The following is a 15,539-nucleotide window of genomic DNA, read 5'->3' as shown; positions in this document are numbered from 1 at the left end:
TGTTTTTTTTAGCTCTAAAATAATTTTATAAAAAATATTTACTTTTTCATAAAATTATGCAATAATAAAGAGTCGTAAATAAGTGTTAAATATTAATCATTGTAATAATATGTTAAATATAAAAATTTTATAGTAAAAGGAGTTAAAGATGAAGATAGGATTTGATCACAAGAAGTATTTAGAAGAGCAGTCAAAGTATATTTTAGAAAGAGTAAATAATTATGATAAGCTGTACTTAGAATTTGGAGGAAAACTTTTATTTGATCTTCATGCTAAAAGAGTTTTACCGGGATTTGATGAGAATGCAAAAATCAAGTTATTACATAAATTAAAAGAAAAAGTTGAAGTTATTATCTGTGTTTATGCAGGAGATATCGAAAGAAACAAAATCAGAGGAGACTTCGGTATAACTTATGACATGGACGTTTTAAGACTAATTGACGATTTAAGAGCCTACGAGCTTGATGTAAATAGTGTTGTAATTACTAGATATGATGAGCAGCCATCAGCAACTGTTTTTATGAATAAGCTTGAGCGCAGAGGTATAAAAGTATATACTCACCGAGCAACTAAGGGATACCCTACTGATGTAGATACAATCGTTAGTGATGAAGGGTATGGTAAAAATCCTTATATAGAGACTACAAAACCTATCGTTGTTGTAACAGCCCCAGGTCCAGGAAGTGGAAAGCTAGCAACTTGTCTTAGCCAACTTTACCACGAATATAGAAGAGGAAAAGCAGCAGGTTATTCAAAATTCGAAACCTTCCCAGTATGGAATGTTCCATTAAAACACCCATTAAATATTGCTTATGAAGCTGCAACAGCAGATCTTGAAGATGTAAATATGATTGACTCATTCCACTTTGATGCTTATAACAAAATATCCGTAAATTATAATCGTGACATTGAAACTTTTCCTGTGCTTAAGAGAATAATAGAAAAAATAACCGGAGAAGAATCTGTGTATAAGTCACCGACAGATATGGGAGTTAACAGAGTAGGCTTTGGAATTACTGATGATGAAGCAGTTAAAGAAGCTTCAAGACAGGAGATAATCAGAAGATACTTTAAAACAGGTTGTGAGTATAAAAAAGGATATGTAAATAAGGAAACACTTCAAAGAGTAAAACTTATTATGGAAGAGTTAAACCTAAAGCCAGAAGATAGAAAGGTTGTTATACCTGCAAGAGTGCGCGAAGCAAAGTTAAAGGAATGCAATGATAGAAATGAAATTTGCTCTGCAGTTGCAATAGAACTTAATGACGGAACCATACTAACAGGTAAAAGTTCAGATCTATTAGATGCAACTGCTGCTGCGATTTTAAATGCTGTTAAGCATCTTGCAAATATTTCTGATGAAATCCATCTTATTTCTCCTGTAATACTTGAACCAATTATGAATCTAAAGTCAAAAACTTTAGGTAGCAGAAATACTGCATTAAACTGTGAGGAAGTATTAATAGCACTTAGCATATGTGCTGCAACAAATCCGATGGCACAGGTGGCATTGGAGAAACTTTCTCTTCTTAGAGGCTGCCAAGCGCATTCAACTACTATTTTAAGCACTAGTGATGATCAGACTTTTGGAAAGCTTGGTATAGATATAACAAGTGATCCTGAGTATTCTTCAGAAAGTCTTTACTACAATAATTAAAGGTAGTAATATCAAGGCTTTGAGGATATTCTCTAGGAATATGTAATTATGAATTTTTAATAAACAGATATATGACACTTTCAATATTAAAATATATTGGAGGTGTCATTTTTTATGGCTAGAAAATGGAATTGGAAAACAAAAGTAAATACACTATTATTACTTATAAAGAAATAATAGAAAGATTTATTAGGAGGGGCTATATTAGCTATGATGAAACATCATACAAATAAATATTGTAGTATAGTTAAGATTTGTTTGTACTGTAAGTAATACCCTTGTGGAATTTAGTGTAATATATTGAAAAAAACTCATATAGGTGTTATGATTAATCATACAATTCAAAATACTACAAAAATTTCAGTTTGACATACATGTATAAGTAGATATCCAATCTAAATCAATAAAGATTGGTATATGATAAATTATTAAGGAGATGTATTATGAATCCTAGTTGGGTGATATTGCTCATATTTATATTATTTATAACGTTATTATTAGTTGATTATGTATTATATAGTGATATTAAAAGAAGTAAAAAGCATTCCCAGTATTCAACAAATAGAATAAAAATAATATTTTTTATCATAGCAAATGTATTAATAGTAGGAGTGATAGCAGAAATTATATTGATGTATTATAGGAGTATTGGAACATTTATGAAAATTTAAAGAATAAAAATACATCAACAGGTATTTACGCTATAAGATATAAAAATTTAATAAAGTAAAATAACTGCATAATTACTATGAAGGTATATAAGCAAAGTATTTAGATTTTTGTTAAGCATCTTGGAAATGAGTTAATCTTAAACTTGATAACATAGTTCTTATCATATGGGTTGATTTTAAGGGGCTGTCGCATTAATTATTTTAGTGCGACAGCCCCTTTTTGTTAAAATTAGGTATTTATTTTTGCAGAGAAAAGTTTTATCTAATAAGGCGTAACACCCCATCCTCTACAGGTGGAGGATGTAAGCCTGCGTGTATATCGTGATATTATATTTTACTAAATACTACAATTAATAGTAAAAATATGGCATAATATAAATAGAAAGCGAGGTGAGTAAAGATGTATCTATGTGTAAAACAACAGTTGAAAAAACTATCTAAAGAAAACTATGAAAATATTAGAGAGTTATCTCATATTGCTAAAAATCTATATAACTATGGTTTGTATAATGTAAGACAATATTACCTTGAACAAAAGGAATATCTTAATTATGAAAAGAACTATGCTATTTGTAAAAGTAATGAAAATTATAAATTACTAAACAGTAACATGGCTCAACAAATTCTAAAAGAAGTAGATGGAGTATTTAAGTCATTTTTTGGACTAATTAAACTTGCAAAAAAGGGTACATATGATTTTAGAGCAATTAAACTACCTAAATATCTTAAAAAAGATGGTTTTGCAACTCTTGTAATAGGTTTTGTAAGGGTAAAGGATAATGAACTAATTATTCCTTATTCAAACAATTATAAAAAGACTCATAAGCCTATTAAAATTAAAATACCGCCCATACTTTTAGATAAAAAAATAAAAGAGATTAGAATAATACCTAAAGATAATGCAAGGTTCTTTGAAATTCAATATACCTATGAAGTAGTTGAAACTCAAAGGGATTTAGATAAAACAAAAGCACTTGCAATAGATATAGGTATTAATAATCTTGCTACTTGTGTAACAAGTGAAGGAAAAACATTTATCATAGATGGAAGAAAGTTAAAGTCTATTAATCAATGGTTTAATAAAGAAAATAGTAGATTACAAAGCATAAAGGACTTACAAGGAACTAAGGGAACTACTAAAAAACAGTCTATATTAAGAAACAACAGAAATAATAAAGTAAATGATTATATTAATAAGACTTGTAGATATATCATTAACTATTGCTTAGGAAACAATATAGGAAACCTAGTAATTGGATATAATGAAACACTTCAAAAGGATAGTAATTTAGGTAAAATTAATAATCAGAACTTTGTTAATATACCAGTTGGAGATATAAAAGAAAAGTTAGAATACCTTTGTAGGCTATATGGAGTTAACTTTGTAAAACAAGAAGAAAGCTATACTTCAAGGGCAAGTTTTTTTGACAATGATACTATACCTAAATACAATGCAGATAATCCAACAGATATAATTTTTAGTGGTAACAGAATAAAAAGAGGATTGTATAAAACTAAAAATGGATATTACCTAAATGCTGATGTTAATGGAGCATTAAACATATTAAAGAAAAGTAGCGTTGTGGACTCACAAGTCCTATACAGTAGTGGCGAAGTGGATACGCCTATAAGAATAAGGATTGCATAGATTTTTAAGTCTTATGAAGTCTCCACTTCTAAAGTGGGGGAGAGTTCACTATAACTATTGATTATATGTATCTATTATATAAGTATAAATATAAGACTGATGTTAGCTTAGTTAGGATATAGTTGGGAGTGTGTATAAATGAATATTCAAATATTTGGTGCAAAGAAATGTTTTGATACTAAAAAAGCTGAAAGATATTTCAAAGAAAGAAAAGTCAAATATCAACTTGTAGATTTAAATGAAAAAAGCCTAAGCAAGGGAGAATTTGAAAGTGTAAAATCTTCAGTAGGTCTAAATAATCTTATAAATAATAAAGCAAAGGAATATAAAATATTAAATTTAGAAAATATCAGAACCAGCAGTGTAAAGGAAGAACTATTATTTAAAAATCCTAAGCTATATAAAACACCTATAGTTCGGAATGGAAAGGAGGCTACCGTAGGATATCAACCGGATGTATGGAAAGAGTGGGAAGATGCAAAGTAGAATGCAAATTTATGAAAGGAGAAATATTATGAGAGAAAAACAAGATCAGATATTTAGCAGGCCAATTTGTGATATTATAAGGCAGAGAACCTCTGTTAGAACATATATAAGCAAGTCTATTGCAAAAGAAATGGAAGAGGAACTGATTACATTCATTGATAATTTAAGAGGTCCTTTTAGCGGAAAGGTTAGGTTTAAATTAATAAATAGCAAAACTATTTCTACTAACTCTAATATCAAACTTGGCACCTATGGAGTTATAAAGGGAGCTTCACTTTTCGTGGCAGCAGCAGTAGAAAAAGGAGACAGAGCTATGGAGGAGCTTGGATATGAATTTGAAAAATTCATACTATATGCTACTTCTCTAGGTCTAGGAACCTGTTGGTTAGGTGGTACCTTTAAGAAAGGGGAGTTTGCTAAGGCCATAGCACTGGCGGAAGAAGAACTTCTCCCAATAGTAACACCAATAGGATATGCTAGTGAGAAAAGCAGTTTTGTAGATTCTGTACTTAAATTTGCTTCTGGTTCAAAAAATAGAAAGTCTTGGGAGGAGCTTTTCTACAATGAAAGCTTTAATAATCCATTAAGCAAAGAATGTGCAGGAGATTATTTTATGCCACTTGAAATGCTTCGTCTTGCTCCATCAGCTTCTAATAAGCAGCCCTGGAGAATAATAAAGGATGGGAATAAATTTCGCTTCTATCTTTCGCCTACCAAAGGATATGGAAGAGCTTTGGGCTTTGATATACAAAGGATAGATATGGGTATTGCTATGTGTCATTTTGAGTTGACAGCCAAGGAGTTGGGCTTAAGTGGAGACTGGATTGTTGAAGAATTAGAAACTAAAAGCCATATGAACAATGAAGAATATATAGTAACGTGGAAGATATAACTAAGTCTAATGATGAAGCTAGCATAGCTTATGTTATCAGTAGATTAATACTTTGGAGAGGGTCATTACTTATTAATTTTAAGGGATGGTTTACTACTTGGTTGTATGTAATTGGCAGCAAAAGTTTTAGTCAACTATTAAGGTTACATTAGTATAGTAGAGAAACGTCCCTAGCATTTTAAAGAAAAATAATAAACCGTCTCCTCAACTCTTGACTACCTGGTCAAAATAGAACATAATATTATTAATCATTGACCATAGGGTCAAAGTTTATATGGGGGTGGTAGAGAATGGGAGATCCTATAGTTGTAGTTAAGGATGTTATAAAAGAATATACCATGGGGGAAATAGTAGTAAAGGCGTCAGATGGAATAAATTTTGAGATACTAAGAGGAGAATTTGTTGTAGTACTTGGGCCAAGTGGTTCCGGAAAAAGTACGGTGCTAAACATTATTGGAGGAATGGATAGACCTACCTCAGGTGAGGTTTATGTAGAGGGAAAGGACATAACAAAGTATTCAGATAATGAACTGACTATGTATAGAAGAAAAAATATAGGGTTTGTATTTCAATTTTATAACTTGATGGCTAACCTCACGGCATTGGAGAATATTGAGTTAGTTACGGGACTTAGTGACAATCCTTTGAATCCAAAAGAAATTATCAAAAAGATAGGATTAGATGAAAGAGCATCAAATTTTCCAGCACAGCTTTCAGGGGGAGAGCAGCAGAGGGTGGCAATAGGAAGAGCTCTTGTAAAAAATCCATTATTACTTTTATGTGATGAGCCTACAGGGGCTTTAGATTACAACACAGGAAAATTAATTTTAAAACTACTTTATGATATTAATAAAATTACCAACAAGACAATAATAGTTATTACACACAATGCATCCATTGCAGCTATGGCGGATAAGGTTATCAAAGTTAGAAGTGGTACTGTAGAAGAGGTAATTGTTAATGATAATCCAGAACCACCTGAAAGGATTGAATGGTAATGAACATATTATTCAAAAACTTACTTAGAGATATTAAAAAGTCCAAAGGACAATTCATCTCCATCCTAATTATTGTAGTTTTGGGAGTTATGTTTTATACCAGTATAAATGCAATGTTTAGAAATCTTTCTAGTTCCAGTGAAAGGTACTATAAGGAGTACAGGCTAGCAGATATTTGGGTGGATTTATATAAAGCACCTTTAAATATTGAAGAAAAGGTTAGAAAGTTGCCTAACATAAAGAATGTAACAGGTAGAATCATTCAGGATTACAGTATAAATATTTCGGAAGAAAATGCAACCTTAAGATTTGTTACTCTTCCTGATGTGAAGAAGGATATTGTAAATGATATAGTATTGAAATCCGGAAGATACTTTTCCAAAGAAGAAAGTAATCAATGTCTTTTACAAGAAGAGTTTTTTAAGGCACACAACTTGAATATTGGAGATTATATTTACCCAGTGATAAATGGAAACAAGGTAAAGATAAAGGTTATAGGTACAGTGACAAGTCCAGAATTTGTTTATACCTTGAGGGATTCTAGTGAATTAATGCCAGATAGCAAAAAGTTTGGAATTATATATATCAAACAATCCTTAGGAGAAGCTCTTTTAGGATATAAAGGTTATGTAAATAGTCTCTCTATTTCATTATCTAAGGATAGTGACATAGAAACTGTAAAAGAGGATATTGAAAAAAGTTTGAAAGACTTTGGCGTGAAAAGTGTTATTGATAGGAAACAGCATCTGAGTACTATGATGCTAAATGAAGAAATTGAGAAGTTGCAAGCCATGGGAAGCAGTTTTCCAATTATATTCTTCATTGTTGCAGCGGTTATTATTTATATTATGATGGGAAGGATGGTAGAAAATCAAAGGGTACAAATAGGAGTACTAAAGGCTCTAGGTTTTACAGATATACAAGTACTTCTTTACTATATTTGCTATTCTGCCATTATTGCAGTTGTCGGTAGTGTTATAGGTTCTATACTTGGAACCTATATGGGAATAGGCTTTACAAAACTCATTAATCAATATTTCCATTTACCCTTAGCAAATGCAAAGATTTATTTAGGGCTTGTAATCCCATCTTCTCTAGCTACCTTATTTTTCTGTTTACTAGCAGGATATAATTCCTGTAAAAAGGCCTTTAAAATTATGCCTAGTGAAGCTATGAGAGAAAAATCGCCGGAAATAGGAAAAAAGATAGTTATAGAGAAAATCAAAATATTATGGGAAAATATAGGCTACCTATGGAAAATAATATTAAGGAATTTATTAAGATATAAAAGAAGAGCATTGCTAACCTCCTTAGGAATAATATTTTCCTCTGCGATACTTTTAATCTCTCTAGGAATGAAGGATTCTATAGACTTTATGATAAACCAGCAATACAGTAGTATACAAAATTACGATATCAAGGTTAACTTTTCAAAACTGATAAATACTGATGAGTTAAATAAAATTAAAAACATTCCCCATATAAAATATATGGAGCCAATTTTCCAAACGGGAATAGAACTATCTAATGGATGGAAAAGTAAAAATGTTTTATTTACTGCACTTATTAAAGAACCAGAAATATACAAGGTACAAGATAAAAGCGGTAAACCTGTAACTATACCGGAGAGAGGATTGCTTATACCGGAAAGGATGGCGGATATTATTGGTGCAAGGCAAGGGGAGAGTGTATATATAAAATTCTTTTTTCCAGGAAAGGAAAAAAAAGAAGTAATAATAAAAGGTACTGTAGTCCAATATGTTGGCTCAAGCACCTATAGTTCTATGGATAATTTAAATGTTCTGTTAGGAGAAGGAAGAATTGCCAACTCAGCCGTGCTAAGATTAGATAATAAGGTTTTTGAAGAAGAAGTTAAGGGAAAACTAAAAGACATGCCTGCTGTAAGTTCTGTAGAATCAAAGGCTGATTCTGAAAATTCACTGATGAAAAACATGGCAGCTATGAAGTCCTCTATAGCAGTATTAATTATACTGTCAGCATCTTTACTTATTGCTGTTGTATATAATATTGCTACTATAAATATCTTTGAAAGACAGAGAGAATTGGCCACCTTAAAGGTATTGGGATTTAAGAATAAAGAAATTAAGAAGCTAGTTTTTAATGAGAATTATATAATTACTATACTTGGAATAGTTATAGGATTACCACTAGGAAGATGGCTTGGTAGGTATATCATGGAGGCAAGTAGTACAGATTCTTATAGTATTCCTTATATAGTTAACTTTAAAACTTATGTTATTACAGTAATTCTTACTCTTCTTTTTACTACCTTTACCAATTTTATTTTAATGAAAAAAGTTAAATCAATAGATATGATAGAGGTTTTAAAGAATAGAGAGTAGTTATATCCTTTTAAATCCAGTTATATCCTAGAATATTATTAATTTTTGCTGGTTATAAACACTTTTAATAAGTCTATCCTATATTTTCAGAGGGAGGAATAATATATGAAAAGAAAAAGGTTATTTTGGGTAGTTTTACCTATTGGAATATGCTTAGTTAGTTCATTAGTATATGTAAAGGCTCAGAAAGGACAAGCAGTAGAAACTGTTGTTGTAGGAAAAGGAGAAATTAAGCAGTATGTTGAAGATACTGCCACTGTTAAAAGTAGTAGCAAACAAACAATTTATATTGAAGGTTCAGGAAAGATAAATGGAATAAAAGTAGATATAGGCGATAGAGTAAAAAAAGGTGATATATTACTAACAATTGATGAGGAAGGCTTAGAACTGAAGCTTAAAGAAGCAAATGCGAAGATTGATGCTGCAAAGGCTCAACTTCAAGGCAGCGAAAATCTAAATAATGCTAATAAAATTGAAATTGCACAAACTGCTGTAGATGAAGCTAAGGTTAAATATGAAGCTGCAGCTAGAAACTTGAATAGTGCAAAGGCACTTTATAACTCAGGAAGTATAAGTAAACAAGAATTGAATAATGCTGAAGATGAGTATAAAACTACAGAATTAGCTTTAAAGTCTGCAAGTTTTACATTGGAGGAGGTTAAAGAAGGAACACCGGATTATGTTAAAAGTCAGTATTCCTCCCAGCTTCAGCAGGCAGTAATAGCAAAGGATGCTGTAGTAAGAGAAATACAAAAGCAGAAAGTTATTTCAACGGTTGATGGGGTTGTTCTTGAGAAACTTGTAGAAGAAAACTCACAGAGTACAGCTGGCACAGCAGCCTTTGTTATTGGTGACGTTAAAGCTTTACAACTTGAAGCTAATATATTGTCCGATGACGTTTATAAGGTTAAAATAGGTAATGAGGTTGTAATAAGTGGAAAGCCAATAGGTGACTCAGTTATAAAGGGAAAGGTTGTAGAGATAGCACCGGAAGCTAGGATTATAACTTCATCCTTAGGAGTAAATCAAAAAAGAGTAGCTGTTACTATTGAAATTGTTGGGGATATAGGAGTGATAAAACCTGGATATGACTTAGATATTAAAATTATAACAGAAAGTAAAAAGGAAACTTTAGTAATACCAGATAGTGCTGTATTTGACTATAAAGGAACTGCCTCAGTATTTGTTGCAGATAATGGGAAGGCTGCCTTAAGAAAGATAAAAAAGGGGTTGGAGAGTGAGAAAACTGTAGAAGTAGTAGAAGGATTAAAGCTAGGAGATAGAATATTAGTTAAACCGGATAATAATATTACAGAAGGGATGAAAATTAAATAATAAAAATTAGGAGAGAATGTAATTGAAAGAGAAGTTTGAAAGTTTACCTGAAGAAAAAAAGAAAAGGATATTAGATGCCTCAATTGAGGAATTTGCAATAAATGGATATGATAAAGCATCTACCAATTCTATAGTAAAAAAAGCTGAAATTTCAAAAGGGTTGTTATTTCATTACTTTGGAAGCAAAAAAAGCCTTTTCTTATATGTATTTGATTATTGTGTCAATGATTTGACTAGTAGATACTATTTAATGAAAAAAGAAGAGCCAAAGGACATTTTTGAGAGATTTATGTGGTTTAGTGTATTAAAAATAAAGACAATGCATCAGGAACCTCTCATGAGCAGGTTGGTTTTCTCAGCAGTTTCCAATATGCCAAAGGAGTTATCAGAGGAGCTTACAGAAAAATATAAAAATCTTTTTGCTAAGCATATGCCTTTGATTATGGGAGACATAGATACTTCAAAATTTAGAAAGGATATAGATTCCCAAAAAGCAGTAGAATTAATAATGATATTCATGGATGGAATTGCTAATAAGTATCTTCAAAAATATAGAAATAAACCTGCAGATGAGGTTTTTAATGATGCAGAGAAGATTATGGAAGAGTTTAATGATTATATAAATATTTTAAAGGTAGGTATATATAAATAAAATGTATACTGCAATACTTTACTGTTAAAAGGTTATTTGACTAATTTCTATTACCTTTTAACAGTAAAATATTTTGTATATTTACATCACATGTACATATTAGCATACTAAGTTTTAGTACAATTTACTTATCTGTTCTTTAGCTCTCCTTCCAAGAAACCAATAGAATAATCTAGAACCTCATCTTCCCAGGACTTATTACTAAAACTATGATTTGCATCATCAATTATATGTAGTACTGCCTTAGTTTCATAAATATCAAGATACTTATCAGCGGTACTTGGAGGGACAGTCTGATCTTTAGAGCCATGTAGTAACATAACGTTTCTATCATACTGAGATGCTTGAGAAAAAACATCAAGGTTTAGAGCATCCTTTAAGAAATCTTCGCCTACTAATAAGCCTCCAGCGTCCCAAAAACCAGCTTTACGTGCTTCTTCAAGTTCTTCCTCTTTTGTACCTAGAGCGATTAGTTCTTTTATATTTCCAGCAGCTCCCCATAGACAAAGACTTTGAATATCCTTTTTATGTTGTCCTGCAAGCATACTTGCAACAGCCCCACCCATACTAAAACCTAGAAGGCCTATATTATTTGTATCTACAAAATCTAGAGATTTAGCATAATTAAGAATTGCTTTGGCATCATCAAGCTCTTTAGAGATGGTCATATTTACAAACTCCCCATCACTTTCTCCACTTCCACTAAAATCAAAACGGATGCTGGCAATGCCTTTAGCCTCTAACATCCTTGACAGTTTTACAAAAATGAAATGAGGACCTACCTTATTATCAGTAAAACCATGAAAAATGCAAACTATAGGAATTTTCTCTTTAATAATCTCTGGAATATGTAACATTCCTCTTAAAGTTAGCCCGTTATTTTGAATTTCTATTGCTTTTTGCATTAGATTACCTCCGTGAATAATTATAATTTTATTATGATAAACTTATAGGCATATTATACCATCCAACCTAGGTAATTTGGTAGGGACGGTTTGCTATTATCAATATTTTTAGTCATAAAAATATGTATTTTAAAACTGTGATAATGATGAATTATCACAAAAATTTGTTTCTAAAGTTTATTAATAATATGTAAATTTGGTGAATAATATTAACAGATATTATAATTTTTTAGGGAGATACTGTAATGTTAAAAAAGAGGTTATCATTTGCAATATTTACAGCATCAATAATCTTTTTTACTGTTTGTGATACTCATGCAGCACCGCTACAGGTAAAAAGATTATGGGGAACTGACAGGCATCAAATCCTTTACACCGAAACTGATAAAGAAATTTTAAAAGGTCTCGTATCTGATAAGCAATCTAAAAACATAGTCAATACTGTAGGAAACACTTCTGGAAACACCGTTAACTATGGCAGATACGCTGTTCAAGGGAAGTGGGCTTATTATAGCAATTTTGATGATGGAAACAAATTATATAAGATGAAAACAGATGGAACAGAAAGTATCAAGCTTTCAGAGGATAACGCTGAGTTTATAAATGTAGTTGGAGACTGGATTTATTATGTAACATATCAAAAGAATAAATCATATATCAATAAAATAAAAATTGATGGAAGCAGTAGAGTTACTTTGTTTTCAGCGCAAAGCTATTTAAGATTTTTGAATGTATATAAAGATAAAATTTATTACCTTGGTCAAGTCAGTAATTCAGAGGCTAATAACTGGTATTACTCTGTTAATGCATTAAATATTAATGGCGATAGTTTAGGAGAAGTATATAGATTTCCAAGAAACTCTTCCCAGGCATATTTTAACGTTGTGGCAAATTACGGATACTGTTTGGTTAACGAATATGGTAATAAAGACATTATATATAAATTTAGTTTAGATGGCAGTGAACAATTCACCAGATTAGCCCAAAATGCACTAACCTTCAATGTGGTTGGAGATTGGGTTTATTATGGTACTAACGGACGAATTAATGAAATACGGAAGGTTAAGATAGATGGAGCAGAGGATCAAAAACTTACTGACGGCTTTCCAGGAGGACTTCACCAATGGGGAGATGCCAGCTGTTTAAATGTAGAAGGAAATTGGATTTATTATAAAGACTGGTATGATCAGGCAATTTACAAAGTGGATGTTAACGGAAACAACAAGACTAAGCTTGCAGACTGTGCAGCGGAATCTATAAGTATAGTGGGAGACTATCTATATTGTCCTGAGTATGGAATTGATAATACTCATGGGGAATTTTATGAATATAAAAATATGAAAAAAATAAAAAAATAAGTTTATTATACAGTAAGGTTTATTATTAGTAGAACAAAAGGAACACCTAGGTACCTTGAGAAAATAAAAACTAATGCTAGTAATCTAACATTAGTTTTTACCTCAAGGGTAGTTCTATCCTTATTACTGTTCCAATATCTAATTTACTCCAGACATCTATTTTACCATTATGATTTTCTATTATCCATTTAGCAATAGAAAGACCTAAGCCTGTGCCGCCACTAGATTTTGTTCTAGATTTATCTGCTCTATAAAATCTATTAAATATATTAAGAAGATCATTTTCTGAAATACCAATACCAGTATCTCCAATGGTTACTACAGCAGTAGTACTTTTTACGTAGGAGTCTACTTTTATAGTTCCTTCCTCAGGGGTATATTTAATACTGTTATCAATAAATATTCTTAAAGCTTCCTTTACAAGCTTTCTATCAGCAAAAAGGGTAAATTTTTCATTATAATCACTTTCTATATGGTGACTAATATCTATTAGTTTCGTTTCCCTTAGTATTTCTTCAATTAATTCATCCATCATAAAAGGTTGTTTTTCAATCTTTTGAGTATGCTTGTCGCTTCGAGCAAGAAATAAAAGCTTTTCTACTAGCTCTTTCATATTTTCTGCTTCGCTTTTAATAGAAGAAATGGACTCTTGAAGCACCTCTTTGTCATCCTTTCCCCAGCGGTCTAAAAGATTCGCATACCCTTGGATTACAGAAATAGGAGTTCTAAGTTCGTGGGACGCATCGGAAACAAACTGATTTTGCTGTTCTACAGAAATTTCAATTCTATCAAGCATCTCATTAAAGGTCTTTGCTAAATCCTTTAATTCATTCTTAGAACCTTTTACATCAAGCCTTTTATCAAGGGCATTAATGGATATTTCCTTTACTGTTTTAGTCATTGTATCAACTGGTGACAAAAACTTTTTACTAGCTCTTGCACCGATTACAGCAATGATAACTAACCCAGTGACATTACAGACAATTAAAATGGTACCTAGAATAGATAGATAGTCACCATTGATACCGTTATCAATATAATACTTAAAACTAATTAATATAGTTCCACTCATCAGGAAAAAAACAGTTAAAAAGGTAAGTACATAAGCAACGGTAATTTTAAAAGTTATAGAAAACCTAAGTTTTTCCAAAATGCTTTCAAAGATTTTACTAATTATTTTACACAGAAACTTTAGTGCAAAGAGAGAAAATTTTATAGCTTTTAACAGTGTATTAAAAATATATCTGATTTTACTCATATTTAAATCCGTATCCCACTCCACGAATGGTGTGAATAAATTTTTCGTTGAATTTATCATCAATTTTACTTCTTAAGTAACGGATATAAACATCTACTACATTAGTATCACCAAGGTAGTCATATCCCCAAACCTTTTCTAAAATACTCTCTCTGGAAAGGGCTATATTTTTATTTGTCATAAGATAATTAAGCAAATCAAATTCTTTTTTTGTTAAATCTATTATATTGTCATCGTAGGTAACGGTATGCTTATCTATATCTAGTTTTAATTTGCCTGTAGTAATAGTGTTAGAAATAACGGCAGAACTGCTTTTATGCTTAAAGACAACTCTAATTCTAGCAAGAAGCTCCTCTATTGCAAAGGGTTTTGTCATATAATCCTCTGCGCCTATATCCAGACCCATTACCTTATCTGTAACTTCATCCTTTGCAGTAAGCATAATTACAGGGGTATCTGAGCTTTGTCTTAATCTTCTAAGCACTTCCATTCCATTAAGGGAAGGGAGCATCACATCAAGTATTATTAGATTATAGCTTTCTTTTAAAGCTTTTTCTAAGCCCACTCTACCATCATTGGCTTGTTCAACTATATAGCCTTCATGTTGAAGTTCCAATTGAATAAATCTAGCTATTTTCACCTCGTCTTCAATAATAAGAATCTTTTCACCAGCCATCTTATCCCCTCCATTTGATATACCATTAAATCTAATTCAAGTATTAGTACTTTAATATTATTACAAAATACATAAAAAGTTAAGCCTGCTTTATGAAATATCATAAGCAGGCTCCATTTTAAGCATTTTTAAATTCTTCTGTTATTTTATCTGCTACATTAGTAACTACATTAGTAACCTTATCTATTTTACTATTGATGCTGTAATCTTCGCCATTTTCTCTAGAGAACCTTATTTTGCATTTTGTAACTACAGCCAGTATTATTGCCGCTGCTGCCAATGGCATTGCAACTAAAGTGAAAACTGCAGCTACGGTGGATGGTAAATTTAAAATAGTTTTTTCGTTTTTTGATATTACAAGCTTTATTTTATTAGCTTTTGATATTAGGTTTTTCATCTTTTTTACAAAGGTTGAATCCTTAAAGGATTCTTTATCAGGCTTAATCTTGCTCTGATCTTCAAGATAAGAAAGAGCTTCAACTATATCTCCGTTACATTTTTCAAGGGCTTCCTTTGCTTCCTTATAACCTACATTAGCTCTTTTTCTTAATAAATCAATTTGTTCAAGGGTAATTGTCATTTTTTATTCCTCCAATTTATTTTTTATTTTCTCTGTCTATATTTATATAATAGAAGATAA

At 31.2% G+C, this 15,539-nt stretch carries 13 protein-coding genes; 9 read left to right on the top strand and 4 right to left on the bottom strand.

Annotation, left to right across the window (positions count from 1 at the left end):
- Positions 1-148: 148 nt before the first annotated feature.
- The 8 genes from N4T77_RS19195 to N4T77_RS19160 all read left to right on the top strand — a co-directional run bounded on the left by N4T77_RS19195 (position 149) and on the right by N4T77_RS19160 (position 10,702).
- Positions 149-1,657, top strand: coding sequence for a DUF1846 domain-containing protein (locus N4T77_RS19195; protein ID WP_261673485.1), 1,509 nt, complete (start codon positions 149-151; stop codon positions 1,655-1,657).
- A gap of 1,095 nt (positions 1,658-2,752) precedes the next feature.
- Positions 2,753-3,976, top strand: a complete 1,224-nt coding sequence (locus N4T77_RS19190) for an RNA-guided endonuclease InsQ/TnpB family protein (RefSeq protein ID WP_396125168.1) — start codon at positions 2,753-2,755, stop codon at positions 3,974-3,976.
- 138 nt (positions 3,977-4,114) lie between these two features.
- The gene (locus N4T77_RS19185) at positions 4,115-4,462 is read left to right on the top strand and encodes an arsenate reductase family protein (RefSeq protein WP_261673483.1); all 348 of its coding nucleotides are present in this window, start codon (positions 4,115-4,117) and stop codon (positions 4,460-4,462) included.
- Between the two features lie 28 nt (positions 4,463-4,490).
- The gene (locus N4T77_RS19180) at positions 4,491-5,354 is read left to right on the top strand and encodes a nitroreductase family protein (protein WP_261673482.1); all 864 of its coding nucleotides are present in this window, start codon (positions 4,491-4,493) and stop codon (positions 5,352-5,354) included.
- Between the two features lie 290 nt (positions 5,355-5,644).
- Positions 5,645-6,352, top strand: coding sequence for an ABC transporter ATP-binding protein (locus N4T77_RS19175; RefSeq protein ID WP_261673481.1), 708 nt, complete (start codon positions 5,645-5,647; stop codon positions 6,350-6,352).
- Positions 6,352-8,715: an ABC transporter permease gene (locus tag N4T77_RS19170; RefSeq protein WP_261673480.1), complete on the top strand. Its 2,364-nt coding sequence runs from the start codon at positions 6,352-6,354 to the stop codon at positions 8,713-8,715. The genes N4T77_RS19175 and N4T77_RS19170 overlap by 1 nt, the downstream gene beginning before the upstream one ends.
- 105 nt (positions 8,716-8,820) lie before the next feature.
- Positions 8,821-10,050, top strand: a complete 1,230-nt coding sequence (locus N4T77_RS19165) for an efflux RND transporter periplasmic adaptor subunit (protein ID WP_261673479.1) — start codon at positions 8,821-8,823, stop codon at positions 10,048-10,050.
- Positions 10,051-10,072: 22 nt separating this feature from the next.
- The gene (locus N4T77_RS19160; RefSeq protein WP_261673478.1) at positions 10,073-10,702 is read left to right on the top strand and encodes a TetR/AcrR family transcriptional regulator; all 630 of its coding nucleotides are present in this window, start codon (positions 10,073-10,075) and stop codon (positions 10,700-10,702) included.
- Between the two features lie 128 nt (positions 10,703-10,830).
- On the opposite strand, the gene N4T77_RS19155 is transcribed toward N4T77_RS19160, so the two are convergent.
- Positions 10,831-11,607: an alpha/beta hydrolase gene (locus tag N4T77_RS19155; RefSeq protein WP_261673477.1), complete on the bottom strand. Its 777-nt coding sequence runs from the start codon at positions 11,605-11,607 to the stop codon at positions 10,831-10,833.
- A 245-nt stretch (positions 11,608-11,852) separates the two neighbouring features.
- Here N4T77_RS19155 and N4T77_RS19150 point away from each other — a divergent pair, with 245 nt between their 5' ends.
- Positions 11,853-12,965 (top strand): DUF5050 domain-containing protein, encoded by a 1,113-nt coding sequence (locus N4T77_RS19150; RefSeq protein WP_261673476.1) that lies wholly within the window; start codon positions 11,853-11,855, stop codon positions 12,963-12,965.
- 97 nt (positions 12,966-13,062) lie between these two features.
- Here the strand turns inward: N4T77_RS19150 and N4T77_RS19145 are convergent, their stop codons facing one another.
- The 3 genes from N4T77_RS19145 to N4T77_RS19135 form a co-directional block, all read right to left on the bottom strand.
- Entirely contained in the window at positions 13,063-14,223 is a 1,161-nt protein-coding gene (locus N4T77_RS19145) for a cell wall metabolism sensor histidine kinase WalK (protein WP_261673475.1), read from the bottom strand.
- Complete coding sequence (locus N4T77_RS19140; RefSeq protein ID WP_261673474.1) at positions 14,216-14,899, bottom strand: response regulator transcription factor; 684 nt, start codon at positions 14,897-14,899, stop codon at positions 14,216-14,218. Before N4T77_RS19140 ends, N4T77_RS19145 begins: the two co-directional genes overlap by 8 nt.
- A gap of 118 nt (positions 14,900-15,017) precedes the next feature.
- Positions 15,018-15,479 carry a DUF4342 domain-containing protein gene (locus N4T77_RS19135; RefSeq protein WP_261673473.1) on the bottom strand — a complete coding sequence of 154 codons (462 nt, stop codon included), beginning with the start codon at positions 15,477-15,479 and terminating at the stop codon, positions 15,018-15,020.
- Between the last annotated feature and the right edge of the window lie 60 nt (positions 15,480-15,539).

The sequence above is a fragment of the Clostridium sp. CX1 genome, from assembly GCF_025398335.1.
Classification (GTDB): Bacteria; Bacillota; Clostridia; order Clostridiales; family Clostridiaceae; genus Clostridium_AM; species Clostridium_AM tanneri.
Note: the sequence above shows the minus strand (reverse complement) of the source record. Positions and strands in the feature narration are given on the sequence as shown.

Excerpts from the sequence above, each read along its gene's own strand:
- N4T77_RS19150 (WP_261673476.1), top strand. The coding sequence starts at position 11,853 with ATGTTAAAAAAGAGGTTATCATTTGCAATATTTACAGCATCAATAATC.
- N4T77_RS19135 (WP_261673473.1), bottom strand. The coding sequence starts at position 15,479 with ATGACAATTACCCTTGAACAAATTGATTTATTAAGAAAAAGAGCTAAT.
- N4T77_RS19180 (WP_261673482.1), top strand. The coding sequence starts at position 4,491 with ATGAGAGAAAAACAAGATCAGATATTTAGCAGGCCAATTTGTGATATT.
- N4T77_RS19145 (WP_261673475.1), bottom strand. The coding sequence starts at position 14,223 with ATGAGTAAAATCAGATATATTTTTAATACACTGTTAAAAGCTATAAAA.
- N4T77_RS19165 (WP_261673479.1), top strand. The coding sequence starts at position 8,821 with ATGAAAAGAAAAAGGTTATTTTGGGTAGTTTTACCTATTGGAATATGC.
- N4T77_RS19155 (WP_261673477.1), bottom strand. The coding sequence starts at position 11,607 with ATGCAAAAAGCAATAGAAATTCAAAATAACGGGCTAACTTTAAGAGGA.
- N4T77_RS19140 (WP_261673474.1), bottom strand. The coding sequence starts at position 14,899 with ATGGCTGGTGAAAAGATTCTTATTATTGAAGACGAGGTGAAAATAGCT.
- N4T77_RS19175 (WP_261673481.1), top strand. The coding sequence starts at position 5,645 with ATGGGAGATCCTATAGTTGTAGTTAAGGATGTTATAAAAGAATATACC.
- N4T77_RS19195 (WP_261673485.1), top strand. The coding sequence starts at position 149 with ATGAAGATAGGATTTGATCACAAGAAGTATTTAGAAGAGCAGTCAAAG.
- N4T77_RS19185 (WP_261673483.1), top strand. The coding sequence starts at position 4,115 with ATGAATATTCAAATATTTGGTGCAAAGAAATGTTTTGATACTAAAAAA.
- N4T77_RS19170 (WP_261673480.1), top strand. The coding sequence starts at position 6,352 with ATGAACATATTATTCAAAAACTTACTTAGAGATATTAAAAAGTCCAAA.